This is a genomic window from Paraburkholderia caffeinitolerans (assembly GCF_902859945.1).
Taxonomy (GTDB): domain Bacteria; phylum Pseudomonadota; class Gammaproteobacteria; order Burkholderiales; family Burkholderiaceae; genus Paraburkholderia; species Paraburkholderia caffeinitolerans.
The window spans coordinates 243,413-266,872 of the sequence record NZ_CADIKL010000006.1; the positions used below are offsets into that span (position 1 = coordinate 243,413).

Sequence of the window (23,460 nt, forward strand, 5' to 3'; positions counted from 1 at the left end):
GCATTGGCTGGCTGCTCGCTCACGCATACCGGTCAGCGCGCGATGCCCATTTCCGGATCGCTGATGCTGTCCTTGCCGGTTTCCATGCGCCCCGCGAAACGGCGCGTGATTTCGTTTGCGCCATCCGTGTTTTTCACGGCACTCAGCGTGAAGTCGTACCAGCCACCCGATGCGTCGAGCAGCCAGCGCTGTTCGGCGCGACCGTGTGCGGGGACGCTGAGCGTCCAGGGGCCGTCGCTGCGATAGGCGTTTGCTGTCACCGTGCACTCGGCCTGCGCCGGTCCGCTATTGGCGAGCGTGAGCACGAGGGTGTTGGCGGCCTCGTCGTAGCGCAGGCGCATTTCGGTAGCGGGGCCACGCGCCGCCGCGCTCGCATTGCCCGTGAAGCGGCGGTGAAAGCCGTTGGGCCCGAGCACCCAGAGATCGTATGCGCCAGCGTCCGTTGCTGCGGGCGTCCACGTGTCGTCGAGATGCTTGCCTGCCTCGACGGTATAGCGGCGTGGCGCGCGCTCCAGGTGCAATGTGTCGTAGACGTGAAAGACCACGCCCGCGCTGCCTTCGTTACGCAAGGCGAGACGCATCTCGCTGCGCTTCGCCACGATGGTCGCATCGGCGTGCAAGCGGTACGGCAAGGCACGCGAAGGTCTGGCGAAGCGCACCTGAACTGGCATCGCCTGTTCGGCAAGCGCAGGCGGCGCGACCGCCTTCAGCGCATGTTGCTGCGCCTTCTGTGCATCGGCGGAGGCTTTGCTCGGGGCAGGGAAGGAGGTGACGGGCTTTTTATTCGGAGTGCTGAAATTCAGCGTGGAAGTCAGATCGCCGAACACGGCGCGCCGCCACGCGCTGATATTGGGCTCTTCCACGCCAAAGCGAAGTTCGAGAAAACGCAGCACCGAAGTGTGATCGAACACCTGAGAGTTGACAAGGCCGCCCGTGCTCCACGGCGAGACCACGAACATCGGCACGCGCGGGCCGGCGCCATAAGGCTGCCCGTCCGGTACGAGCGGGGTGGAGTCGCCGGGCGGGTTCGGCACGGTGAAGTACTCGTGTTTCGTGCTGACCGTGGATTTGCCGGCATAGGCGCCGTTGCCAATCGGTGACGGCGCGGCTGGCGGCGGCATGTGATCGAAGAAGCAGTCGTTCTCGTCGTAGTTCACGAACAGCACGGTCTGGCTCCAGACTTCCGGGTTCGCCGTGAGCGCATCGAGCAGTTGCTGCATGTACCACGCACCCTGACCCGGCGTCGAGACGGCGGGATGCTCGCAATAGGCTTGTGGCGAGACGATCCAGCTTACCTGCGGGAGCTGGTTGGCGGCGATGTCGTCCTTGAACGCCTGCAGGAAGCCGCCATCGGGCATCGTGTTGCCGATGCCCTTGTAGAGCGGCTCGCGCGATTCCAGTGCTGCGCTCCAGGCAAGATTGGGCGAGCCAGCAATGGCCTCGTGAATCTTGCGGAACGCGGCAAAGCCCGCGAGCGGATTGTCGTTGTAGTTATCGGGCTGGTTTTCGTAGATTTTCCAGCTCACGCCTGCTTTTTGCAGACGCTCGACATAGGTGGTCCACGTGAGCCCGTTGGCCGATGGTCCGAGCCAGTCCCAGCCGTTATTGTTCACCACCGCGTGCCGGGAAACCCCGTTGCTATCAGAATTGCCGGGGCCGTTGGTGCCGGTCAACAGGAACAGCCGGTTGCTATTGGTGCCACCCATCAGCGAGCAGTGGTACGCGTCGCAAACCGTGAACGCGTTCGCGAGCGCGAAATGAAACGGCAGGTCGGCCTCGCGCAGATAGCCCATCGAAATATCGCCTTTCGATTTTGGCCATTGCGTCATGCGGCCGTTGTCCCACGCGCCGTGGGCGTCCACCCATTCGTGCGCGCCGCCCGCGAGCAGTGCGTTGCCCTGTGATTTATCGAGGTGAAAGGGCAGCACGCTGCGCGTGCCGTCGCTTTGCTGCCAGACGCTTTCGCCTTGCGGTTGCGGGATCGTGATGCGGTCGCCAAAGCCGCGCACGCCGGGCAGGGTGCCGAGATAGTGGTCGAACGAGCGGTTTTCCTGCATGAAGATCACAACATGCTGGACGTCCCGGATCGTGCCGGTGGTGTTGCTCGCCGGAATCGCGAGCGCGCGCCGGATGGCCGGCGGAAAGAGGCTGAGCGCGGCGCTTGCGGTGGCGCTGCGCAGAAAGCGGCGGCGGTCCTTCGAGGTCATAGGGCCAACGGGCGTTCCGGGTTTTTATGAGGGTCTTCACCCGTGAGCATGACACGTTGGACGTTACGGCGCTTTCAAGGCATGACGACGCGGTGCAGGATGTCGAGCAACTGCGTGACGGCAAACGGCTTGCGCAGGAAGCCGACCAGATCCGCATCGGCGGGCGGTGTGACGAGCGCGGAGACGAGCACCATCGGCACCGTTGCAAGCGTGCGGTTGCGGCGCATTTCCCGCATCAATGCCAGGCCGTCCATATGCGGCATCATGCAATCGGAAATCACGACATCGGGCGGATCGGCGAGCGCGGCCCTGAGCGCGTCCGTCCCATCCCCGGCAGTCGTGACCCGATAGCCATCCTGACCGACTAGCTCCTTGAGCGCGTTCAGTGCATTAATATCGTCGTCGACGAGTAATACGGTAGCCATACGTCGTTTACCTGTGCGGCGCGCACTCGCCGATATTGGCGCGGTTATTACGCCGTGCACCCGTGTTCTTCGCGGTTCCCCGTCCCCGCCCTCGCCCGGGATGGCGTACTCCGGCGCTTGCCCTGCATTGGTGGGAGCTTACTGGAGAATGCGCATTTTCCATGCCCGATGGATATGGGCGGACCACGACCTCGACTAGAGGCGTGCCGCATGGGCGTCACTTGAATGACGCATCAATGACACAGCATTTGATGTTCCCGGGGCAACGGCGCGTTTTCGCGTGCCGGCGACGTCATAAAAAATTCAAATAGTGCCAGGCAATATCGGTAAATGATGGCCGTTCGCAGCCTTAGCCCAACCGGCCCTTCAAGCAAGACCGCAATTTTCGAGCCATGATGTTTTTCTTCTTCCTGACGCGCTGTATTTAGTTCGTCATCCTGTCTCTTTTTCTGCGACTATGCGAATTGAATATTCGGGAAAACCATTCCTTGAGATACGTCGCACATTTGCAGTCATTTCGGCATGCATAACGCATCTGATGCAATTCGGATAAGCCACATCTCTGTTTTTAAAGGATAATCACCCCCAAGAAGGGGGGTGTTTAATTTCATTTACATCCCGCCGGCCCGCGTTGCTTTGTGCACGCCGCCGGAAACAGATACCGCTTTCTTCGGGCAGGCGTTGCTTCCTTGGTAATCAGTGGCGATCGCTTCAAGCGTGAATCGTGCGGATGTCGAGGCGCCCGCTCACGGCGTCAAGCGCCTCCATCTGCTTTCGAATCCGCTGCCCCTTTTGCACGGGCAAGCATATGCCAGATGCGTCGATACGGGGTTGTGCCACGGGGTTCGCGTCGCAAGACTCGGGCGGCCCGGCGCTCGTTCGGGGCGCCCGCACCGTGGCGCGCCGCGTCTTGCCCCTCGCACCCGTAGTGCCCGTTGCGCCCGCAGTGCCAGGTGCACCCTGCGCCCGCCCGCCAGGCTTCAATCCACTCGCATTCGTAATCGCATTCATAGGTCCGTGTCCGGAATGTCCATGCCGCTTTGCGCATGGCGTTCCGGCACGGGCTAACTACCGGCCAGCCGTCCCACGAGATTTCCGGGGGGAAATCACTTTTCAGTTTGGGGCGGCTGGCACTAACCATAGGGAGCCTGAGATGAAAGTTGGCAATAACAATTGGCGGAATGCACACAACAATGACGCGGCGCTGCCGGCCTTTCTGGCTGCACGCGTTGACCGCTATTACACGGAACGCGTGCAGCAGAGTTGGGCGGGAGGCCACATCATGAAGGGACGCGTTCCGGATGCCGACGCTTTACAGCTTTCGAGCAACGATTATCTGTCGATTGCTCGTCATCCTGAGATTCTCGATGCAATGTGCATGAGCATCCGCTCCGAGGGCAATGGCCTTCTGATGTCGGGTGTGTTCCTGCATGGCGACGATTGCCCGCAACTGAATCTCGAAAGCCGTTTCGCGAGCTTCATGGGCGCCGAGGCGAGCGTGCTGTGCCAGTCGGGGTTCGCGGCCAATACGGGGCTGATCCAGTCGATCGCGAATGCGCAGACGCCCGTGTATGTGGACATGATGGCGCACATGTCGCTCTGGGAAGGCATTCGCGCCGCCGGGGCGAAGGCCATCAGCTTTTTCCACAACGACGTCGAGCATCTCGAGCAACGCATCCAGCGCTACGGGCCGGGCATCGTGATCGTCGATTCGGTGTACAGCACGAATGGCAGCGTATGTCCGCTGCAGGCTTTCGCGGAGGTGTGCGCGGAGCACGATTGCGTGTTCGTGGTGGACGAGTCGCATTCGCTCGGCACGCATGGTCCGCATGGCGCGGGGCTCGTCGCGGAGCTGGGTCTCACCGACCGCGTGCACTTCCGCACGGCGAGTCTCGCGAAGGCCTTCGCGGGCCGCGCAGGCATCATCAGCTGCTCGCGGCGTTTCCAGGAGTATTTCAAGTGCGAGGCCTTGCCGGCGATCTTCAGCTCGACGCTGCTGCCGCACGAAACCGCAGGGCTGGCGGCCACGCTCGAGGTGATCGAGCGCGACGACTGGCGCCGCACGCGAGTGGCGGCGAACGCGCGCTATCTGCGTATGTGCCTTGCGGAGCTTGGCTACAACCTCAACGGCAGCGAAACGCAGATCATCGCGCTCGAGGCCGGGCCGGAGCCGCAAACCATCGCGCTGCGCGATGCGCTCGAAGCGCGCGGCATTTTCGGGTCGGTGTTTTGTGCGCCCGCCACGGCGCAGAATCGCTCGCTCGTGCGCCTGTCGATCAACGCGATGCTCAGCGAGTCGGAGCTCGAACGGATCGTGGAGGTCTGCGAAGCAATCCGCGATGAAGTGCAAATGTGGAACTGGCCCTCGACGCGCCGCCTCATGGAGCGCGGCGCCACGCGCATGCGCGTGCGTCAGCCGCGCGCGCTCGCCGACCTGCAGGTGGCTGCGTGACGACGGCGTGAGCCTTGCATGAAAGCAGCGCAAGGGCGACAGGCAGGCGGCGTGCGCGATTCAGTGCGAATGAGTGTATTCAGCGCGAATCCCACGCCGCCTGGACTTCCCGGTCGAGCTGCTGCAGCCAGGTGTCGTAGGGCAGCACGTTGTCGAGTGCGAGTCCCGCAGGCTGCTTGACGACGGAGTAGATATAGCGGCGCTCGCCGACGAATTCGGATGCCGGATGCATATACGGCTGCCATTGCTCGCATTGCGCCGGATAGTAGCCTTCGGTGCGCCAGAAATAGGGCAGGCTGCGATGGCTGTCGAGCTCGGCGTGAAACGACGCGGGCGCGCCTTGCTCGACCGCGATCTCCTGCACGCCGCGCAGCGACTCCTCGGTGTGGATGATGAGCAGGTACGCGGTGCCCTGCGCATCGAACATGAGCAGGCCGTGCGGCTGATACGAGAGATAGCGCTCGACGATGCCGAGCGATTCGCAAATACCCTGCACGTGCGCGGCGAGCGCGCGATCGTTAAGGAACGCGTATTCGGAAACGGCGAGCGCGTCGAGCACCGTGCCGCTGGCCTTGTCGAAATACGCGGCCTGCATATCGCGAATCGCCTGATTCAGGGTTTCTACTGCGTCGACTTCGTGCTTGCGGATAAAGCGGTCGATCAGCCCTTCGTTGAAGCTCTTGACCGCCACGTGCTCGTCGGCCTTGCCGGTGAGCACGATTTTCTTGAGCGCCGGATTGGCGAGGCGGCGGCAGAACTCGATGCCGTTGAGCTCGGGCATGTCGTAGTCGACCACCACGACCGAAACCGATTCGAAGCGCTCGGACCGGTGCACGAGCGAGCGGATTGCGTCCACGCGCATGGCAATGACCTGATGCGCATCGTTTTCTTCGGTGCGGTCGAGATAGGGGCTGAAAATGGGCGAGGCGGGCCGGTCCTGCGCCGCGCGGTCGTTCAGAAACTTCAGGGCTTCCGTGGGCGAACTGAACAGCCGGAACGCGAGTTCGGGATCGAGTTGCAGGCTCAGATTCGATAGAAACGCGGCGCTGTCGTCGACGAACGCGGCGGTGGTCGGCCAGAAAAACGGCTGAATGGCTTTTGGAGTGGATTTCGTCATGGCGCTGGGAATGTCAAAACAAACTCGGTGTACTTGCCTTTCACCGAAGAGCAGGCAATTGCTCCCCCCATCGCTTGCATGACATCGTGGCAAAAAGCCAGCCCGATTCCTGCTCCGAGCGACACGTCATCGGTGGTGGTGGATGAAGTATAAAAGCGGGTAAAGATGTGCGGCAAGACTTCAGACGAAATACCGGACCCGGTATCGCTGAAAATCAGGCGATTTGCACGGTTCTCGCGATTGGCCGGCTCGAGCCGGATGGAAATATGCGCGCCGTCGATGGCGCCCATGTGCCGAAATGCATTTTTGATCAGATTGAATAGCACGTGCACGGTGAGCATTTCGGAACCGTTGAATTCGAAATCAGGGCGCAAATTGCAATGCACGCGCGCACGGTCGCCTTCACGAAACGGATAGCGCGCAAGCGCGGTTTCCACGCAATGCGCAATCGAGCACGTTGTTGCGTTTTGCATGGTCGTGCCCGAGAACCGCGCAGTGGCGAGCAGCATGTCGATGATGGCGTTCGAATGGAGCGCCTCTTGCTCGATGCGGCTCACCACACCCTGCATCGAATAAAGATGCGCAGTGCGTATTTTCGGCACCGGCAGGCGGTTGCGCTGGGCGAGCGCATAGGTGTCGAGCAGCGCGGGCAGGTAGCGCATGAGGCCGGCCGCCCCCACGCGAATCGCCACGAGCGGCGTGCGCAACTCATGCGCGACGCTGCCCGCCGTGGCCAGCATGGCGCGCTCCTGTTCGATCTGGATGCGGTCCTGGTCGTAGTTCGCCACCGCGCCGATGGCCACCGCGAACGAGAAAATCGCGAGGTGGGTCAGATAGCTGGAGTTGAGCGCGATGGGGTCGGTGGTGAGCACATAGGCGAGCAGCGCGAGCCCGATGCCCACGAGAAATTGCAGCACCAGCATGAGCCAGTCGAGCAGCAGCACCATGACGAACGCGGCGATCAGCGCGCTCTCGACCCAGACCTCGTTGCCGTTGTTCTTGAGCAGCATGAAGGTGAAGAAGAACGGCAGCGCATAGAGCGTGGCAATGTACCAGTACCAGGGCAGCAGTTTTTTGACGGCGGCGGGCCAGCGCTCGAAGGCGAGGATCGGCACGAACAGCGCGGAGCCGATCAGGCGCAGCGTGAGATTTTCATAAGGCTGCGGGAAGAGATCTTTCCAGACATAGTAGTAAAGCGGAAAGCCCATGGCCGCGACCACGGCGAGCGGGCGCATGCGGCGCTTTACATACTGGAGGTTGCGCATGGCGGGCGCGAATGCCCGCACCATGCGCGGTTTGAGCGCCGCCCAACCGCGGCGCGCGCGCATCGTGATTCTCGATACGTTCATCAGGGTGGAATCGCTCATTGTTCGATGCCGGATTCGCCGCCGGCCTTCACTGCGCATGTGTCTCCAGGCTCATGCAAGGCCCTGCTGCGAAGCGGTCCCAAGGCATGCACGTTGCGGCTCCCGTAGCCAGTGAAGACAATACCATCAATGGGCCGCGCCGATGCGGCCAGCAGGGGCCGCGAGCGGCGCATGCGGCCGAACGGGGCGGCGCGGGAATGAAGCGAGGGAATGAAGCGCGGCGATGAACTGAGCGATGACTGCGGCGTGCGTCGCGTGGGCGGCGCGCCGGGAAGAATGGCGGGGCGCCGGTTTTACGCGTGGGGCTGGAATTGTTCGCGCAGACGAAAGCGCTGAATCTTGCCGGTTGCGGTCTTCGGCAAATCGTCGACGAAAACAATCTCGCGCGGATACTTGTGCGGCGCGAGCCGCGCCTTGACGAAGGCCTTGAGCTCAGCGGCAAGCGCCGTGTGACCGTCTTGCTCGGCGTCCGCTTGTGCATGCGCTTCCTGCTTGAGCACGACGAACGCGCAGGTCTTCACTAGCCCGTCCTGATCCACGCCGATCACGGCCGCTTCGAGCACGGCTTCGTGCTGCACGAGCACCATCTCCACCTCGATGGGCGAGACGTACTGGCCACTCACCTTGAGCATGTCGTCGCTGCGGCCCGCATAGACATAGCAGCCATTGGGCAAACGCCGGTATTTGTCGCCGCTCTTGACCCACTCGCCCTGAAACGTCGTGCGCGATTTCTCGCGATTGTTCCAGTACATCAACGCCGCGCTCGGGCCGCGAATATAAAGGTCGCCAATTTCTCCATCGGGCACGGGTCGGTCCGACTCGTCGCGCAGCGCGATTTCGTAGCCGGGCACGGGGCGCCCGGTGGTGCCGTATTCGACTTCGCCAGGACGGTTCGAGAGAAAAATGTGCAGCATTTCCGTGGAGCCGATACCGTCGAGAATGTCGCTGCCGAAATGGAGCTTGAAGCGCTCGCCGGTCTCGCGCGGCAGCGCCTCGCCGGCCGATGTGCAAATGCGCAGCGCGACGTCTGCGCGTTCGGGCAGCGCGGGCGATGCCATCATGCTCGCGTACAGCGTGGGCACGCCGTAGAAGATGGTGGGGCGATGCGTGACGAGGCGCGCGAACACGGCGTTGGCAGTGGGGCGCTCGGCCATCAGCACGGTGGTCGCGCCCACCGAGAGCGGAAACGACAGCGCGTTGCCGAGACCATAGGCAAAGAACAGCTTGGCGGCGGAGAACACCACATCGCTTTCGCGGATGCCGAGCACGGATTTGGCATAGGTTTCCACGGTCCAGTAGAGATTGGCGTGGGTATGCACCGTGCCCTTGGGCTTGCCCGTCGATCCCGACGAATAGAGCCAGAAGGCGATGTCGTCGCCGCTCGTTTGCGCCGCGTGCGCGGCGGGCCGGGCGCGCTCGATCAGGTCATGGAGGACGTCTGCTGTGTCGCGAGGCGCGTCGGCGAGCGGCGCTGCAACCACGAGCGCACAGCTTTCGCCAAGCGTTTCGCCACGGGTTTCGCCACGGGTTTCGCCACGGGTTTCGCCGTTGGCCGGGGAATCGGAACGGGCCTGCTCCAGCGCGTCGCTCACGGCGGGCAACAGCGCGCCCGACGCAATCACGAGCCGCGCGCGGCTATGCGCGAGCATGTAGGCGTAGTCGGCGGAGGTGAGCAGCGTGTTGACGATCACGGGCACGATGCCCGCATATAGCGCGCCGAGAAAGACCACGGGTAGCTCGACGGTGTCGAGCATCACGAGCAGGATGCGCTCTTCGGCGCGCACACCCAGCGTGTGCAGCGCGGCGCTGAAGCGCCGCGCGCGAGTTTCGAGTTCGCCGTACGAAAGCGTGCAGGTGTCGTCGATATAAGCGGGCTTGCCGGCGCGCGCCGCGTTCAGCGCGAACAGATGCGCAGCGAAGTTCAGTTGTGCGGGCGGCGGCACGGCGGCCGGCGCGCTCGATGTCCGCGGGGCCGCGGTGGCCACCGAGGTCACGGTAGGGGCCGGCGCTGCTGCTTGGGTATCCACGATGCTGTCTCCGCTCTGTCTGCCTCGATCGCGTTGCCTTGCTGGCAATGGCCTTGCGTGTGCGCGGCCCCGTCGATCTTCGGTCGTTATGACGCTGCTCTTCCAGTCAATTCGGACTGCATGGTAATTCGATATTCCGTGATTCCTCGTGCCGCTGAATTGGGCGGGCGCCGTCGATTCGTGCGCGCCGGCCAGTGCAGCGGCTTACGCAGGCGCCGGCGTGAACTCGATTGCGCCTTGCGGCAACAGATAGAGCACGAGTGCTTCGCCATGGGCAACGGTCGGGCGGTGCGCACTGCCCGGACCATAGACACACCAGCCCGCAGGCCGGCCGTCGAACGTCGCGCCGGGCGTGATGGGCATGATGAGATCGATTTCGCCGTGCGGGTGGGTATGGTGCGGGCCGGCAAGATCCTTCATCTGCACGACGTCTACAGAAAACCCATGTGTCGCCGGCAGCGGCTTGAGGACGCGCCCGTAACGCAGTCCGCCGGCCTCGCGCTGGCACATCCAGCCTTGCGCGATGCCTTCGCGGCAAGCGTTCTCGAGCGCCGCGAAGGTCGAACTGCCGTTCGGCCAGGTGGCGTTGAGCCACGTGTCGAGTGCATCATCCAGCGGACGGCCGGCAATCTGTGTCGTGACGTCTGCGATCAGACGCTCGAAGTCTTGCGGGGACATGCGGTCTCCTGTCGACTGCACTTGGAGCAAAGCGCTTAGTGCGGGCCCACGCAAAGCGAGTTTGCCGGTGCAGCGTCGGTGTTTGTCGTGGGACTGCCTTTTGGCGAAAATTAGCGTTTAGAAAAATGCATGTCAAGCACTATAGTACATAAAACAGGGTTGGGAGGTCTCTCAAGATGAAGCAAACTTACGTTGCCGAGCCGCAGCCGGAAGAGTCCGCAAACGCCCATGAAGCGGCTGATGCGGGGCGCAGTGAGCGCGACCCGTTCCTGACCGCGATGGGCGAGCGCGTGCGCATGCTGCGCGCGCGCCGCGGCATGACGCGCAAGACACTGGCGGCGGAAACCGGGCTGTCCGAGCGCCACCTCGCGAATCTGGAATCGGGCGTGGGCAATGCCTCCGTGCTGGTGCTGCGGCAGATCGCGGCCACGCTCAATTGCCCGCTCGCGGAAGTAATCGGCGACGTCACCACGGCGTCGGCCGAATGGCTGCTGATCCGCGAACTGCTGCAGGGGCGCGACCCGGCCGCATTGCAGCGCGCGCGTATGGCGCTCGCCGAAATGTTCTCTCAGGCGCCCGCCGACCCGCATCGCAACGAGCGCATCGCGCTCATCGGCCTGCGCGGCGCGGGCAAGTCCACGCTCGGGCGCATGCTCGCGCAGGAACTCAAGGTGCCGTTCGTCGAACTCACGCGCGTGATCGAGCAACTGGCCGGCTGCCCGCCCTCGGAAATTCACTCGCTCTACGGCGCGAGCGCGTACCGCCGCTACGAGCAGCGCGCGCTGGAGGCCGTGATTGCCGAGCATCCGCGCGCGGTGATCGCTTCGCCGGGCGGCCTCGTGTCCGAGCCGGCCACTTTCAACACGCTGCTCGCGCACTGCTTTACGGTCTGGCTTCAGGCTGCGCCCGAGGAACACATGCGCCGGGTGGTGGCGCAGGGCGACCTGCGCCCCATGTCGGGCAACCGCGAAGCGATGGACGACCTCAAACGCATTCTGGCGGGCCGCAGCGAGCTGTACGGCCGCGCGGACATGCGCTTCGACACCAGCGAGAAGACCCTCGCCGACGCCTATCTGCAATTGCGCGACCGCATCGCGGCTCGGCTTGGCGCGGAGCCGGCGCGCATCGACTGAGGCGGGTTGACGGGGCCGCCGCAGGCCATGCATTGCAGTTCATGGTTTACCCGTTGGAATTGTGAATATGCACTAAAGTGCTTTACATGGGGTGGGTGTTGCACTATCGTTCATTGAAACGAAGTGCACATTCTCTAGCTTGCATGGGACCGGAATCGGAGCTTTGCATGGGGGCGGAGTAAGTGCTGAGGCACTAACTCCGCCCGACAGCGTTGCGCCCGCTCCGGTCGAGCTTTGCATGGGATCGCACTAAGAGCTTTGCATGGGGGCTGAGTAAGTGCTGAAGCACTTACTCAGCCCGACAGCTGAAGCGCCAAGTGCGATCGATAACAGGAGACACCCCATGACTGCAGCAGATACCGCCGTCGCCCAGCCGGCCATTCCGCCGGCCACCCAACCGGTTGTCCCGCCGGCCGCCCCGCGAGTCGACTACCGTACCGACCCCTCGCAGTACCGGCACTGGAAGCTCAGCTTCGAAGGCGCCGTCGCGACGCTTGGCATCGACATTGCCGAAGACGGCGGCATTCGCGAAGGCTACAAGCTGAAGCTCAATTCATACGATCTCGGCGTGGACATCGAACTTTACGATGCACTCCAGCGCATCCGCTTCGAGCACCCCGAGGTGCGCACCGTGGTGGTTACAAGCCTCAAGGACCGGGTGTTCTGCTCGGGCGCCAATATCTTCATGCTGGGCCTCTCTACCCATGCGTGGAAGGTCAACTTCTGCAAGTTCACCAACGAAACGCGCAACGGCATCGAGGATTCGTCGCGCCATTCGGGCCTGAAATTCATTGCCGCTGTGAACGGCGCGTGCGCCGGCGGCGGCTATGAACTGGCGCTTGCCTGCGACGAGATCCTGCTGGTGGACGACCGATCGTCCACGGTGGCGCTGCCCGAGGTGCCGCTGCTGGGCGTGCTGCCCGGCACGGGCGGCCTCACGCGCCTCACCGACAAGCGCAAGGTGCGTCACGACCGCGCCGATATCTTTTGCACCGTGGCCGAGGGCATTCGCGGCGAGCGCGCGAAGGCGTGGCGTCTCGTGGACGACGTGATCAAGCCCAACCGTTTCGGCCAGGCGGTGCAGGCGCGCGCGCTCGAACTGGCTGCGCTGAGCGACCGGCCCGAAGCTGTCCAGGGTGTCGCGCTCACGCGCATCGAGCGCGTCGAGCACGAGAACGGCCTGAGCTACGCCAGTGTCGAAGTGGCGATCGATCGCGCGAAGCGCACGGCCACCTTCACGGTGAAAGCACCGGACACCGCGCAAGCGCCGCTGCCCCAGGGCATCGATGCCATCGTCGCGGCCGGCGCTGCATGGTGGCCGCTGCAGTTCGCCCGCGAACTGGACGACGCGATCCTCACGATGCGCACCAACGAGCTCGACATCGGCACGTGGATTTTCAAGGCCGAAGGCGACGCACGCAGCGTGCTGGCCGCCGACGCCGCACTGCTCGAGCACCGCGACCACTGGTTCGTGCGCGAGACCATCGGCATGCTGCGCCGCACGCTCGCGCGCATCGACGTCTCGTCGCGTTCGCTGTTCGCGCTGATCGAGCCGGGCTCGTGCTTTGCTGGCACGTTCGCGGAGCTGGCGTTCGCCGCCGACCGCAGCTATATGGCGGCGCTGCCTTCGAACGAAGACGAAGAGCCAGCTATTACGTTATCCGAAGCGAATTTCGGACTCTATCCGATGGTCACGCAGCAGTCGCGTCTCGCGCGGCGCTTCTACGAAGAGACCGAGTCGCTCGATGCCGCGCGTGCGCGAATCGGCCAGCCGGTGAAGCCGGCCGAGGCGGAGCACCTCGGGCTCGTGACCGCCGCGCCCGACGACATCGACTGGGCCGACGAAATCCGCATTGCGCTGGAAGAGCGCGTGGCCATGTCGCCCGATGCGCTCACGGGCCTGGAAGCGAATCTGCGCTTCAACGGCGTCGAAACGATGGAGACGCGTATTTTCGGCCGCCTCTCGGCGTGGCAGAACTGGATCTTCAATCGCCCCAACGCGGTAGGCGAAAAGGGCGCGCTCAAGGTGTACGGCAAGGGCAGCAAGGCGCAGTTCGATCTTGCACGCGTGTAGTCGCGGCAAGGCCGAAAAACACCCACTTTCATCCAGATCCGTTAGAGCCGCCCCAGCCGCCCTGGCCACAAGGAACCGATATGTCCACGATCAACTACAGCGAAAAGATCCCCAATAACGTCAATCTCGCCGACGACCGTGCGTTGCAGCGGGCGCTTGAGCAGTGGCAGCCGAATTTTCTTTCGTGGTGGGGCGACATGGGACCCGAGGGCTCGCACGGCTTCGATGTGTATCTGCGCACGGCGGTGAGCGTGGATGCGGGCGGCTGGGCGCATTTCGATCACGTGAAGATGCCCGATTACCGCTGGGGCATTTTTCTCGCGCCTGGCGAGGCGGAGCGCAAGATCCACTTCGGCGCGCACAAGGGCGAGGCCGCGTGGCAGGAGGTCCCGGGCGAGCACCGCGCGAACCTGCGCCGCATCATCGTTACGCAGGGCGACACCGAGCCCGCGTCGGTCGAGCAGCAGCGCCATCTGGGCCTGACTGCGCCCTCGCTCTACGACCTTCGCAACCTGTTCCAGGTGAACGTGGAAGAGGGGCGGCACCTGTGGGCGATGGTTTATCTGCTGCATCGCTATTTCGGTCGCGACGGTCGTGAGGAAGCCGAAGCATTGCTCGAACGCCGCTCGGGCGACGACGACAACCCGCGCATTCTCGGCGCGTTCAACGAAAGAACACCGGACTGGCTCGCGTTCTTCATGTTCACCTATTTCACCGACCGCGACGGCAAGTTCCAGCTTTCGGCACTGGCAGAATCGGGTTTCGATCCGCTCGCGCGCACCACGAAATTCATGCTGACTGAAGAAGCGCATCACATGTTCGTGGGCGAATCGGGCGTCTCGCGCGTGGTGCAGCGCACCGCGCAGATCATGAACGAACTCAAGACCGACGATGTGGGCCGCTTGCGCGCGGCGGGCGTGATCGACCTCGAAACGATCCAGCGCTACCTGAATTTCCACTACTCGGTGACGATCGACCTGTTCGGTGCGGACCATTCGTCGAACGCGGCCACGTTCTACAGCGCGGGCCTGAAGGGCCGCTACGAGGAAACCAAGCGCGACGACGATCATCAGCTCGAAGGCCAGACTTATCGCTTGCTCGACGTGCAGGGCGACAAGCTCGTCGAGCGCGACGTGCCGATGCTCAACGCCATGAACGAAGTGCTGCGCGACGACTACATCAAGGACTCCGTGGCGGGCGTGAACCGCTGGAACAAGGTGCTGGAGAAAGCTGGCATCGACTTTCGCCTGAGCGTGCCGCACAAGGCGTTCAATCGCCAGATCGGCACCTTCGCGGGCGTGCGCGTCGCGCCGGACGGCCGCGTGATCGACGAGGCGCAATGGGCCGCGAACGAGGCCAAGTGGCTGCCCACGCCCGAAGACCGCGCGTATGTCGCGTCGCTCATGGGCCGCGTGGTGGAGCCGGGCAAGTTCGCGAACTGGATCGCGCCGCCGGCGATGGGCATCAATCGGCAGCCAGTCGATTTCGAGTACGTGCGCTTTAACTGAAGGCGAAGTCCAGGCGAGGCCATCATGAACGCTCCGGTTTCCGTGGAGATCCTCAGGCAGCACCTGATCGATCCCGAGATCTGCATTCGCTGCAATACCTGCGAAGAGACTTGCCCGGTCGATGCGATCACGCACGACGGCGTCAACTACGTGGTGAAGGCGGATATCTGCAACGCCTGCATGGCCTGCGTGCCGCCGTGCCCGACCGGCGCGATCGACAACTGGCGCAATGTGCTCAAGGCCGAGGCCTATAGCATCGAGGAACAGTTCGGCTGGGACGAACTCCCCACGCAGAATCCCACGGTGAACGCGCCTGATGCGTCGACCGCACCGACGACATCGGTCAGCGCGGACGCGCCGCAAGCCGCCGCGACGCAGTACGACGGCGAGGGCGCGCCGGGCTCCGGCTCGGACATGGTGCGCGGCGCGACCGTGCCGCCGTGGTCTGCGGCGCGGCCCTATGTGCATCTGTACACGCACAAGGCGCCCACCACCGCAACCGTGGTGGGCAACTATCGGCTCACGGACGCCTCCACGGAAAGCGATATCCACCACATCGTGCTCGACTTCGGCACGATGCCGTTTCCGGTGCTCGAAGGGCAGTCGATCGGCATTCTGCCTCCCGGCAAGAGCGCCGATGGCCGCGTGCATCACGCGCGCCAGTACTCGGTCGCGAGCCCGCGCGACGGCGAGCGGCCCGGCTACAACAATGTCTCGCTCACCGTGAAGCGTGTGACGCGCGACTACAGCGGCAACGCCACGGACGGTGTGTGCTCGAACTACCTGTGCGACCTGAAAAAGGGCGACGTGGTGAATGTGATCGGCCCGTTCGGCAGCACCTTCCTGATGCCGAACCATCCGAACTCGCATCTGCTGATGATCTGCACCGGCACGGGCTCCGCGCCCATGCGCGCGATGACCGAGTACCGGCGCAGGCGCAGGCTCAAGGGCGCGACGGGCAAGCTCATGTTATTTTTCGGCGCGCGCACGCAGCAGGAGTTGCCCTACTTCGGACCGCTGATGAATCTGCCGAAGGACTTCATGGACACGAATCTGGCGTTTTCGCGCACGCCGGGCCAGCCCAAGCGCTACGTGCAGGACGCAATGCGCGAGCGTGCCGTGGACGTGGCGCAGATGCTCAAGGACGGCAATACCCACATCTACGTGTGCGGGCTCAAGGGCATGGAAGACGGCGTGCTGCAGGTGCTTGGAGAAATCGCGCAGGACCACGGCATGGCGTGGGAGGCGCTGTGGGAGCGGCTCAAGCGGGAAGGGCGGCTGCACCTCGAAACCTACTGACGCTGGCACAGCACATGCATAAAAGGGCTATTTCGGCCAACAGGGTTATTAAAGCACGATCGTTCTAAAAACGTTACCATCTCGGGACCCACTCGACGGAGAGACGTTTCAAATGAACCTCGTTGCTGAATTGCCCGCCGGCCTCACCGGCCTCGAACAACTGCAGCGCATGCTCGCGAGCGGCCGCAGCGCACCTATCGGCGAAACGCTCGGCTTCAAGCTCGCGGAGGTGGAGGAGGGCCGGGTGGTCTTCGAAGGCGTGCCGGGGCTGCACGCGTACAACCCCATCGGCACCGTGCATGGCGGCTATGCGGCCACGCTGCTCGATTCGGCCTGCGGTTGCGCGGCGCACTCGCGTCTCGCGCCGCATCAGGGCTACACGACGCTTGAGTTGAAAGTGGCCTATCACCGGCCCATGACCGCGAGCACCGGCCCCGTGCGCGCCGAAGGCCGCGTATTGAGCATCGGCCGCCGCGCCGCCTTCGCCGAGGCGACGATCACGGACGCCGCCGGCAAGCTTTATGCATCGGCAACCTCGACGCTGCTCGTGTTCGAGCGCGAGGCGTCCGGTGCATGATGCATGCGCCGCGCCCCGAACTTGCAGTGGGGCGCAGGCAATCTCTTCATGAAGGTGTACTAAAGCGCATGCCTCAGATCGTCCCGTGCGCCTTGTCCTCGATGAGCTTCACGAGCGCATGGAGCAGACGGTTGGCCGGCGTGGCCACGCCCAGCGCCGCGCCGCGCCGCGCGACGAAGCCGTTCAGATGGTCGATTTCGCTGCGCTTGCCGCGTGCGAGATCCTGCGCGGTGGACGAGTATTGCCCCGGCATGGTTTGCGCAATGCGCTGCACGCTGGCGTCCACGTCGGGCGGCAGTGTCACGCCGTCGGCGTGCGCCACGGCCACGCATTCGGCCAGCACGTCCTGCATCGCGTCGCGCACGCCAACACCTTCCACGAGACGCCCATAAGGCAGCTGCGAAATCGCCGAGAGCGCGTTGTACGCGCAGTTCACGATGAGCTTGGCCCACAGCGCGCCGCGCACGTTCGCCGAAATCTCGGTGGGCACGCCCGCTTCGATCAGGGCAAGCGCTGCGGCCAGACTGCCGCGCGCGGGCTCGATCACCAGTTCGCCGCGCCCGTGGTGGCGCACGTGGCCGGGGCCGGCCATCTCCGTCGCCACATACACGACGGCGGCCGCAACGTCTTGCGGGATCACGGTGCGCAGGCGCTCGGCGTTGTCCACGCCGTTTTGCAGCGTGAGCACGAGCGTATCGGCGCGCAGGTGCGGCGCGATCGATGCGCCGGCGCTTTCGGTGTCGGTCGACTTCACGCAGAACAGCACGAGATCGGCGCCGGCCACGGCCGCCGCTTCGGTGCTCGCGCTCAGATGCGGGTGGCCGATGCGCTCGTCAAAGCTCTGCGCTTCGAGGCGCAGGCCGTCGCGCTCGACGGCTTCGACATGCTGCGCGCGCCCGATCAGGACGACGTCGTTACCCGCGCGCGCGAGCATGCCGCCAAAAAAACAGCCCACCGCGCCCGCACCCATGATGGCGATTTTCATCTGCGTTGCTCCTTCCGCGTTGCCCCTTCGATAGAGCGCAGTATGGTACACGGCTCGCGCGGCCGGCGCTGGACGCGATATGCACCCCTTACGCTGTCGCGATCATCAGCGTGCCGGTGGCCACCAGCGCGCCGCGCCAGAGCCAGTCGAAGTTGATCCAGCCGCGCCGCAGCACGCCCAGCCCCAGATATTCATAGGCGACGATCGCGATGGCGGCGGTCGTGGCCAGTGTCACCAGCGTGTGCAGCGCGGTGAACGCGGCGGAGACCATGAGCGGCCCGGCGGTGCCTGCGCCGCCATGGGCCGTGGCAGCGCCGCAGATCGGCAGCAACGCTGGCATGAGCATGAGGCCCGCGCCATGCAGCGTGGCCATCAGCGCGGACCATGCCGCGAGGCCGAGAAAGCCGGCCGTCATCCCCACGCGCACGCGATGGCGGTGCCCCCGCGCGTGTTGCCACGCGGCCCAGCCGATCAGGAGCGCGCCGAGCCACCAGTGCAGGCCGCTGTGCATCAGCACGGGCCGCCACGCGCCCAGTACGGCGATCGAGCTCGTAAATAGCAGAATCGACGCGGCGTGGCCCAGCGCGATAGGCGGCAGCGCCAGCAGCAGCGCCGTGCGGCTGCCGCGCTGCAGTCCGAGCGCGGTGGCGAAGAGCCAGCCCATTGCCGGATTCGCACCGTGAAAAACGCCGCTGGCCACCACCGCGCCCCAGGCGGCCCAGTGCGTGCCGAATGTCCCGAGCAGGTCGCCCATGCCGTGTCGCCTTGCTGGTAGCCTTGTGTGTCGTGCTCAGGGATAGCAGTACGAATCGGACGAACAGTCGCCGCCTTCGAGCCGGATCTGATGCGGGCGATGCGTCTTCGGCCACTCCACGAAGAAGCGTTCGTCGAAGCCGAGTCCGCCCTCGGGGGCTGCGTCGAGCTTCACCATCCAGCCGTCGATGCCTTCGGGGTAGAACTGTGCGTCGATGGCGCCGTACAGCGAATTCGTGAAATACACGCGCCGCCCATCGCGGCTCACCTCCACCATCTGCGGGCCGCCATTGAGCGCACGGCCTTGGGCGCGCGGGTGCGTGGCCCGCGAAACGATCCCGCCGATGCGCACGCTGCCCGTCAAGACAGGATGTTCGGGGTCCGAAACATCGTATTGGCGCAGGTCGCCTGTGCCCCAGCAGGCCACGTAGAGGAAGCGGTCGTCGAGCGAGAGCGCGATGTCGGTGACGAGCGGCGGCACGGCGGCGAAGCCCTTGAGCATGGGCGGGAGCGATTCCGGGTCCGCGGGTTCGGCGGGAATCTCGATGATCTTGCGCGCCGCCCATTGGTCGCCGTCGCGATACCACTGCCAGATCGACGCCGAAAGGTCCTTCAGGCTGATGACGGAGTTCACGAAGCCATAAGGCTTCGTGGGGTCGTGCGCGGGCCGCAGTTCGAACACCAGTTGGTTTTCCGCGCCGAAGTCGAGTACCTGTTTGTGGCGGCGGGTGTGCAGGTCCCAGAAGTGCAGCCGGTGGCCGTACTGGCCTCCAAGCAGCACCTCGGGCACGAGGCCGTTCTCGAAGGTGGCGGGCAGGCCCCATTCGCTGGTCACGAGCGTGTCGTAGCCGAGATGCCACCAGCCGTCGTAGGCGAGCTGCTGCGGGCCGCGCTCGATTTCCCATTGGCCGAGGATGTCGAAGCTCTCGTGATCCATCAGGAAGATGCCGCCAGGCGCTTCGCCCTCGGCGTTCGCGAGCGCCGTCACGTAGATGCCGTCCGGCCCGCAGTGCACCGTATGGGGGCGCGTATAGCCGGCGCGTTGCGCGACGCTTGCAGGTTCGTGTACGCGCACGATTTTCGGGCGGCGCGCGTTGGGCTTCGTATCGACAATATGAATGCGCGATGAGCGCAAGCCCGGCACGATCAGATAACGACGCTCCGTATGGGCGTGCGGTGCGTTCGGACACAGGCATGAACTGCAGGCGTTCCAGCCGAAATGATGGAGCTCGTCGCCGGTGTGCGGCATCGCGAGGCGATGAACGATCTGGCCGTATTCGGCCGAGGCGGGATCGAGGTCGACTACGTCGAGCGAGTCGGGCACGCGGCTAGTGGGGTCGAAACTCGCTACCCATGCGAGCGTTTCCGGCGTGGCCGCGGCGGCAAGGCGCGCGGAGGGGTAGAAGCTCGGATCCGGTTTCCATGTCGCCATCGCTACCTCTCCTTGTAGAGGTTTCGGAAGGGCCCATCTTGCACCGGTTTGCAGGCTGTGTGTCGTTTCGTATGATTTTTGTGCGCCTTATTCCTTGAGGGAAAAAACATATGCGCGGCGGTTATAAGGCGCGCGATTATACATACTGCGAAAACAGTGAATTCGCCGTGTCGCCATTTATCCCGTGCTCAGGACTTTCTAGACTACATCCAACGGTTCGCACTTTGTGCCGGACCGATAGATCAAGTTTCCGGAGGTATTGTCATGAAGTCGCTTATTAACGCCGTCGCGCTTGCCGCTGTGCTCGCAGTGCCCGCTGTTTCTTTTGCGCAGTCGCAACCCGAAAACGGTCCTGTCACGCGTGAACAGGTACGCAACGAACTCAAGGCGCTCGAATCGGTGGGCTGGCGGCCGAACGTGGTTTCGCCGTTCTATCCTGGGGATTACCAGGCGGCTAAGGCGCGTTTGCAATCGGGTGGTGATAGCGGCTATGGGCCGGCGACGGACGGCTCGTCGCAAAGTGGCACGGCGAGCAGCTACTCGCCGCCGGTGCGTATGATGCGCTGAGCTTGTGTGAACAGTTGCAAGAGCGCCGCAGTCAGGCGCTCTTATTGCATCGGCGCCGGCTGATTGGCTTGGGGCGCTTGTGCTGCTTGTGTCGGTTGTGCCGACTGTGTCGCCTGTGCGGATGATCCCGCCTGCCCCGAGACCGCCGGCGCCGGCTTCTCCTGATCCTGCTCCCACCCCCCGCCCAGCGCGAGAAACAGCTTCACCTGATCGAGCGCCACCTGGCCTTCGGCCGCCGCTACTTCAGCATGCACGCTCGTGAGCGTGCGCGTGGCGTCGAGGTCCGAGAGGAAGGGCTCGCGGCCCGCTGCGTAGAGGCGGTGCGTCTGGTCGGCGGACTGCTGCGCCGACACATAGGCCGTGCGCAGCGCGTCCGCACGCTGATCGTCGGCGGCGTAGGTGGCGAGGCTCGTCTGCGTCTCGCGCAGCGCGTTGAGCACCACGCCGTCGAAGTGCGCGAGCGCGCCGGCGGTGGCCGCCTCTGCGCCGCGCACGCGGGCGCGTTGACCGTTCAGCGGGAAAGTCCAGTTGATTAGTGGTCCGATCGACCAGGCATTGGTCTTCGGCGTAAACAGATCGCTCGTGAGGCCGATCGAGCCCACGCCCGCGCCGATGCTGACCGATGGATACATCTCCGCCATCGCCACGCCGATGCGCGCGGTGGCCGACGCGAGTTCGCGCTCGGCCGCGCGCACGTCGGGGCGGCGGCGCAGGAGCGCCGCGCCGTCGCCGACCGGGATCGGCTGCTTGAGTTTGGGCAGGCGGTTGCACGCGAGCACCGCCGGCGGCAGGTCGGACGGCGCGCGCGCGAGCAGCATCGCGAGTTGATATTGCGCGACGCGGCGGCGGCCCTCGAAGCGGGGGATATCGGCGGCGAGCGTTTCCACCTGGGTCTGGCCGCGCGTGACGTCGGGCTGGTTGCCTCGGCCCGCGTCGCGCAGGCGCTTCGTGAGCGCCACGCGCTGCTTTTGCAGCGCGAGCGACTCCTGCGCGATGGCGAGTTCCTCGCCGGCCGAGCACGACGCGACATAGGCCTGCACGACATCGGCGACTACGGTGATGCGCGCGAGATCGGCGGCGGCCAGCACGGCTTCGTCGTCGGCGCTCGCGGCTTCCACGCCGCGCCGCAGCTTGCCGAACAGATCGATCTCATACGACACGTTGATGCCGATATCGCCGAGGTTGGCCACCGGCAGCTTGTTGAACAGCAGGAATTGCTCCGCCGATTCCTGGGCGCGCTGGAACCCGGCGGTCGCGCCGCCCGAGAAGCCGCCTTGTGAATTGGCGACTTCGAACGCGGCGCGCGAACGCGCGAGATTCGCGGCGGCCACGCGCAGGCTCGTGTTCGATTGCAGCGCCTGCTGGACGAGTTGGTCGAGCGTGGGGTCGTCGTAGAGACGCCACCAGTCGTTGGGCACCTCGCCCTGCGAAACCGGCGCACGGCTTGCGCCGTCGATCGGCCCTTGTGCGAGCGGCGCGTTCACGAGCGCGTCCTTCGGCACTGTGTAGTCGGGGCCGAGGTTGATGCACGCGCCCAGCGCGAGCACCAACGGCGCGAGGGGTGCGAACGCGAACGCGCGCCGAAGTCCAGGACGCGTCATTGCGAAGCTCCACTCGCCGTTGCGGGCGCGGCGCCTGCATTCACACTTGCATTCGCGCTTGAACTCGCGCTTGAACCCGATCCGGCATCCGAAGCCGCGACCGCACCGCTGGCGCTGCTCTCACGCGTCGCGCGCGCCGCCGCACCGGCCTTGCTCGTCTGTTTTTCGCTGACTTCGGTGCGCACCGCGACGGTGGCGGTGCGGCCCGCGATCATGCGGAAGTCGTCGGGCACTTCGTCGAGCGCGACGCGCACCGGCACGCGCTGCGCGAGACGCACCCAGCTGAACGCGGGATTCACGTTCGGCAGGAGGTTGGGGCTTTGCTGGCGGTCGCGGTCTTCGATGGCGGCGACGATGCTCTGCACGTGGCCGCGCAACGGACGCGGCTCGCCCATCACGGTGATTTCCACAGGCTGGCCGAGATGAATGCCGTGCAGGCGCGTTTCCTCGAAGTAGCCATCCACGCGGAACGAATGCATGTCCACCACCGAGAGCTCGGCGCGGCCCGCCGAGACGTACTCGCCCACGCGCGGCGCGCGGTCGTTCAGATAGCCGTCCACGGGGCTCACGATGGTCGTGCGCTGCAGGTTCAGCTTCGCGGTGTCCACCTGTACCTGGGCGTCGGCCACGGCGGCTTCGCCCTGATCGACCTTCGTGCGGCTTTCCTCCAGGGTTTCGCTGGCGACCAGATTGCCGAGCGCGAGGTTGCGCGCGTATTCGCGCTTGGCCTGCGCGAGCGTGGCCTGGCGATTTTGCAGCGCCGCCTGGGCGAGGCGCAGCGCGAGCGAGTAGCGTGCCTGATCGATCACGAACAGCACCTGGCCTTTCTTGACCTGCTGGTTGTCGACCACCTCGACGTTCGTGATGAGGCCACCCACATCGGGCGCGACCTGGATCACGTCGGCGCGCACGCGGCCATCGCGCGTCCACGGCGAGTACATGTAGTAGTTGACGATGCGCCATAGCACGACCGCGGCCACGACGACGACAATGAACGTGAGCAGGATTTGTCCTGCCGAGAACCAGGTTTTTTTCACGGTAGTAAGCGATGCGACACGATGATGACGGCGGCAAGCACGAAGACATAAATGCCGAGGTCGAAAATGGAACGATGCCACACGAGCCGGTAGAAGCCGACGCGCGTGAGCACCTTGCCGATCACGACGTTGATGAGGTACGCGATCAGCATCAGCACGAGCACGGCGGGCACGAACACGCCGAAGATATCGATTTCGCCGATCATGGCGCGGCTCTCGAG

19 protein-coding genes are annotated in these 23,460 nt (G+C 64.6%); 7 read left to right on the forward strand and 12 right to left on the reverse strand.

Annotated features, from left to right (window positions below; all coding sequences use genetic code 11):
* Window positions 1–32: 32 nt before the first annotated feature.
* Window positions 33–2,207, reverse strand: a complete 2,175-nt coding sequence (locus HV773_RS08540; RefSeq protein WP_175194769.1) for a phosphocholine-specific phospholipase C — start codon at window positions 2,205–2,207, stop codon at window positions 33–35.
* 74 nt (window positions 2,208–2,281) lie between these two features.
* Window positions 2,282–2,632: a response regulator gene (locus HV773_RS08545; protein ID WP_175194771.1), complete on the reverse strand. Its 351-nt coding sequence runs from the start codon at window positions 2,630–2,632 to the stop codon at window positions 2,282–2,284.
* A gap of 1,153 nt (window positions 2,633–3,785) precedes the next feature.
* Between HV773_RS08545 and cqsA the strand changes: the two genes are divergently transcribed.
* Window positions 3,786–5,084 carry an alpha-hydroxyketone-type quorum-sensing autoinducer synthase gene (gene cqsA, locus HV773_RS08550; RefSeq protein WP_175194773.1) on the forward strand — a complete coding sequence of 433 codons (1,299 nt, stop codon included), beginning with the start codon at window positions 3,786–3,788 and terminating at the stop codon, window positions 5,082–5,084.
* Window positions 5,085–5,163: 79 nt separating this feature from the next.
* Here the strand turns inward: cqsA and HV773_RS08555 are convergent, their stop codons facing one another.
* The 4 genes from HV773_RS08555 to HV773_RS08570 all read right to left on the reverse strand — a co-directional run bounded on the left by HV773_RS08555 (window position 5,164) and on the right by HV773_RS08570 (window position 10,273).
* Entirely contained in the window at window positions 5,164–6,201 is a 1,038-nt protein-coding gene (locus HV773_RS08555) for a response regulator (RefSeq protein ID WP_175194775.1), read from the reverse strand.
* A complete protein-coding gene (locus HV773_RS08560) occupies window positions 6,198–7,568 on the reverse strand; it encodes a sensor histidine kinase (protein WP_246282247.1) in 1,371 nt (456 codons plus the stop codon). Before HV773_RS08560 ends, HV773_RS08555 begins: the two co-directional genes overlap by 4 nt.
* Window positions 7,569–7,861: 293 nt before the next feature.
* Complete coding sequence (locus tag HV773_RS08565; protein WP_175194836.1) at window positions 7,862–9,553, reverse strand: benzoate-CoA ligase family protein; 1,692 nt, start codon at window positions 9,551–9,553, stop codon at window positions 7,862–7,864.
* 246 nt (window positions 9,554–9,799) lie between these two features.
* Complete coding sequence (locus HV773_RS08570) at window positions 9,800–10,273, reverse strand: DUF4863 family protein (protein WP_175194777.1); 474 nt, start codon at window positions 10,271–10,273, stop codon at window positions 9,800–9,802.
* A gap of 176 nt (window positions 10,274–10,449) precedes the next feature.
* Here HV773_RS08570 and HV773_RS08575 point away from each other — a divergent pair, with 176 nt between their 5' ends.
* From HV773_RS08575 to HV773_RS08595, 5 genes are all read left to right on the forward strand, one after another.
* Window positions 10,450–11,406 carry a helix-turn-helix transcriptional regulator gene (locus tag HV773_RS08575; protein WP_175194779.1) on the forward strand — a complete coding sequence of 319 codons (957 nt, stop codon included), beginning with the start codon at window positions 10,450–10,452 and terminating at the stop codon, window positions 11,404–11,406.
* A gap of 343 nt (window positions 11,407–11,749) precedes the next feature.
* On the forward strand, window positions 11,750–13,480 hold the full coding sequence (gene boxC, locus HV773_RS08580) for a 2,3-epoxybenzoyl-CoA dihydrolase (RefSeq protein WP_175194781.1): 1,731 nt from the start codon (window positions 11,750–11,752) through the stop codon (window positions 13,478–13,480).
* Between the two features lie 80 nt (window positions 13,481–13,560).
* Window positions 13,561–14,988, forward strand: a complete 1,428-nt coding sequence (boxB, locus tag HV773_RS08585) for a benzoyl-CoA 2,3-epoxidase subunit BoxB (protein ID WP_175194783.1) — start codon at window positions 13,561–13,563, stop codon at window positions 14,986–14,988.
* A gap of 24 nt (window positions 14,989–15,012) precedes the next feature.
* Window positions 15,013–16,287, forward strand: a complete 1,275-nt coding sequence (boxA, locus tag HV773_RS08590) for a benzoyl-CoA 2,3-epoxidase subunit BoxA (protein ID WP_175194785.1) — start codon at window positions 15,013–15,015, stop codon at window positions 16,285–16,287.
* A gap of 112 nt (window positions 16,288–16,399) precedes the next feature.
* A complete protein-coding gene (locus HV773_RS08595; protein WP_175194786.1) occupies window positions 16,400–16,864 on the forward strand; it encodes a PaaI family thioesterase in 465 nt (154 codons plus the stop codon).
* Between the two features lie 73 nt (window positions 16,865–16,937).
* Here the strand turns inward: HV773_RS08595 and HV773_RS08600 are convergent, their stop codons facing one another.
* From HV773_RS08600 to HV773_RS08610, 3 genes are all read right to left on the reverse strand, one after another.
* On the reverse strand, window positions 16,938–17,849 hold the full coding sequence (locus HV773_RS08600; RefSeq protein WP_175194788.1) for a ketopantoate reductase family protein: 912 nt from the start codon (window positions 17,847–17,849) through the stop codon (window positions 16,938–16,940).
* Between the two features lie 88 nt (window positions 17,850–17,937).
* Window positions 17,938–18,603, reverse strand: coding sequence for a hypothetical protein (locus tag HV773_RS08605; RefSeq protein ID WP_175194790.1), 666 nt, complete (start codon window positions 18,601–18,603; stop codon window positions 17,938–17,940).
* 36 nt (window positions 18,604–18,639) lie between these two features.
* A complete protein-coding gene (locus HV773_RS08610) occupies window positions 18,640–20,034 on the reverse strand; it encodes a selenium-binding family protein (protein ID WP_175194792.1) in 1,395 nt (464 codons plus the stop codon).
* 264 nt (window positions 20,035–20,298) lie between these two features.
* Here HV773_RS08610 and HV773_RS08615 point away from each other — a divergent pair, with 264 nt between their 5' ends.
* Complete coding sequence (locus HV773_RS08615) at window positions 20,299–20,601, forward strand: DUF4148 domain-containing protein (protein WP_175194794.1); 303 nt, start codon at window positions 20,299–20,301, stop codon at window positions 20,599–20,601.
* 41 nt (window positions 20,602–20,642) lie between these two features.
* Here HV773_RS08615 and HV773_RS08620 read toward each other — a convergent pair whose 3' ends face one another.
* From HV773_RS08620 to HV773_RS08630, 3 genes are read right to left on the reverse strand one after another with little or no spacing between them, the layout of a single operon-like run.
* Entirely contained in the window at window positions 20,643–22,202 is a 1,560-nt protein-coding gene (locus HV773_RS08620; protein WP_175194796.1) for an efflux transporter outer membrane subunit, read from the reverse strand.
* On the reverse strand, window positions 22,199–23,239 hold the full coding sequence (locus HV773_RS08625; RefSeq protein WP_175194797.1) for an efflux RND transporter periplasmic adaptor subunit: 1,041 nt from the start codon (window positions 23,237–23,239) through the stop codon (window positions 22,199–22,201). The genes HV773_RS08620 and HV773_RS08625 overlap by 4 nt, the downstream gene beginning before the upstream one ends.
* Entirely contained in the window at window positions 23,236–23,445 is a 210-nt protein-coding gene (locus HV773_RS08630) for a DUF1656 domain-containing protein (protein ID WP_175194798.1), read from the reverse strand. The genes HV773_RS08625 and HV773_RS08630 overlap by 4 nt, the downstream gene beginning before the upstream one ends.
* Window positions 23,446–23,460 lie beyond the last annotated feature (15 nt).

Bases quoted from the DNA above. Each gene is read 5' to 3' on its own strand.
- HV773_RS08545 (WP_175194771.1), bottom strand. From the start codon at position 2,632: ATGGCTACCGTATTACTCGTCGACGACGATATTAATGCACTGAACGCG.
- HV773_RS08570 (WP_175194777.1), bottom strand. From the start codon at position 10,273: ATGTCCCCGCAAGACTTCGAGCGTCTGATCGCAGACGTCACGACACAG.
- HV773_RS08620 (WP_175194796.1), bottom strand. From the start codon at position 22,202: ATGACGCGTCCTGGACTTCGGCGCGCGTTCGCGTTCGCACCCCTCGCG.
- HV773_RS08605 (WP_175194790.1), bottom strand. From the start codon at position 18,603: ATGGGCGACCTGCTCGGGACATTCGGCACGCACTGGGCCGCCTGGGGC.
- HV773_RS08560 (WP_246282247.1), bottom strand. From the start codon at position 7,568: ATGAGCGATTCCACCCTGATGAACGTATCGAGAATCACGATGCGCGCG.
- boxC (WP_175194781.1), top strand. From the start codon at position 11,750: ATGACTGCAGCAGATACCGCCGTCGCCCAGCCGGCCATTCCGCCGGCC.
- HV773_RS08610 (WP_175194792.1), bottom strand. From the start codon at position 20,034: ATGGCGACATGGAAACCGGATCCGAGCTTCTACCCCTCCGCGCGCCTT.
- HV773_RS08595 (WP_175194786.1), top strand. From the start codon at position 16,400: ATGAACCTCGTTGCTGAATTGCCCGCCGGCCTCACCGGCCTCGAACAA.
- HV773_RS08555 (WP_175194775.1), bottom strand. From the start codon at position 6,201: ATGACGAAATCCACTCCAAAAGCCATTCAGCCGTTTTTCTGGCCGACC.
- HV773_RS08575 (WP_175194779.1), top strand. From the start codon at position 10,450: ATGAAGCAAACTTACGTTGCCGAGCCGCAGCCGGAAGAGTCCGCAAAC.
- boxB (WP_175194783.1), top strand. From the start codon at position 13,561: ATGTCCACGATCAACTACAGCGAAAAGATCCCCAATAACGTCAATCTC.
- boxA (WP_175194785.1), top strand. From the start codon at position 15,013: ATGAACGCTCCGGTTTCCGTGGAGATCCTCAGGCAGCACCTGATCGAT.
- HV773_RS08615 (WP_175194794.1), top strand. From the start codon at position 20,299: ATGAAGTCGCTTATTAACGCCGTCGCGCTTGCCGCTGTGCTCGCAGTG.
- cqsA (WP_175194773.1), top strand. From the start codon at position 3,786: ATGAAAGTTGGCAATAACAATTGGCGGAATGCACACAACAATGACGCG.
- HV773_RS08540 (WP_175194769.1), bottom strand. From the start codon at position 2,207: ATGACCTCGAAGGACCGCCGCCGCTTTCTGCGCAGCGCCACCGCAAGC.
- HV773_RS08600 (WP_175194788.1), bottom strand. From the start codon at position 17,849: ATGAAAATCGCCATCATGGGTGCGGGCGCGGTGGGCTGTTTTTTTGGC.
- HV773_RS08630 (WP_175194798.1), bottom strand. From the start codon at position 23,445: ATGATCGGCGAAATCGATATCTTCGGCGTGTTCGTGCCCGCCGTGCTC.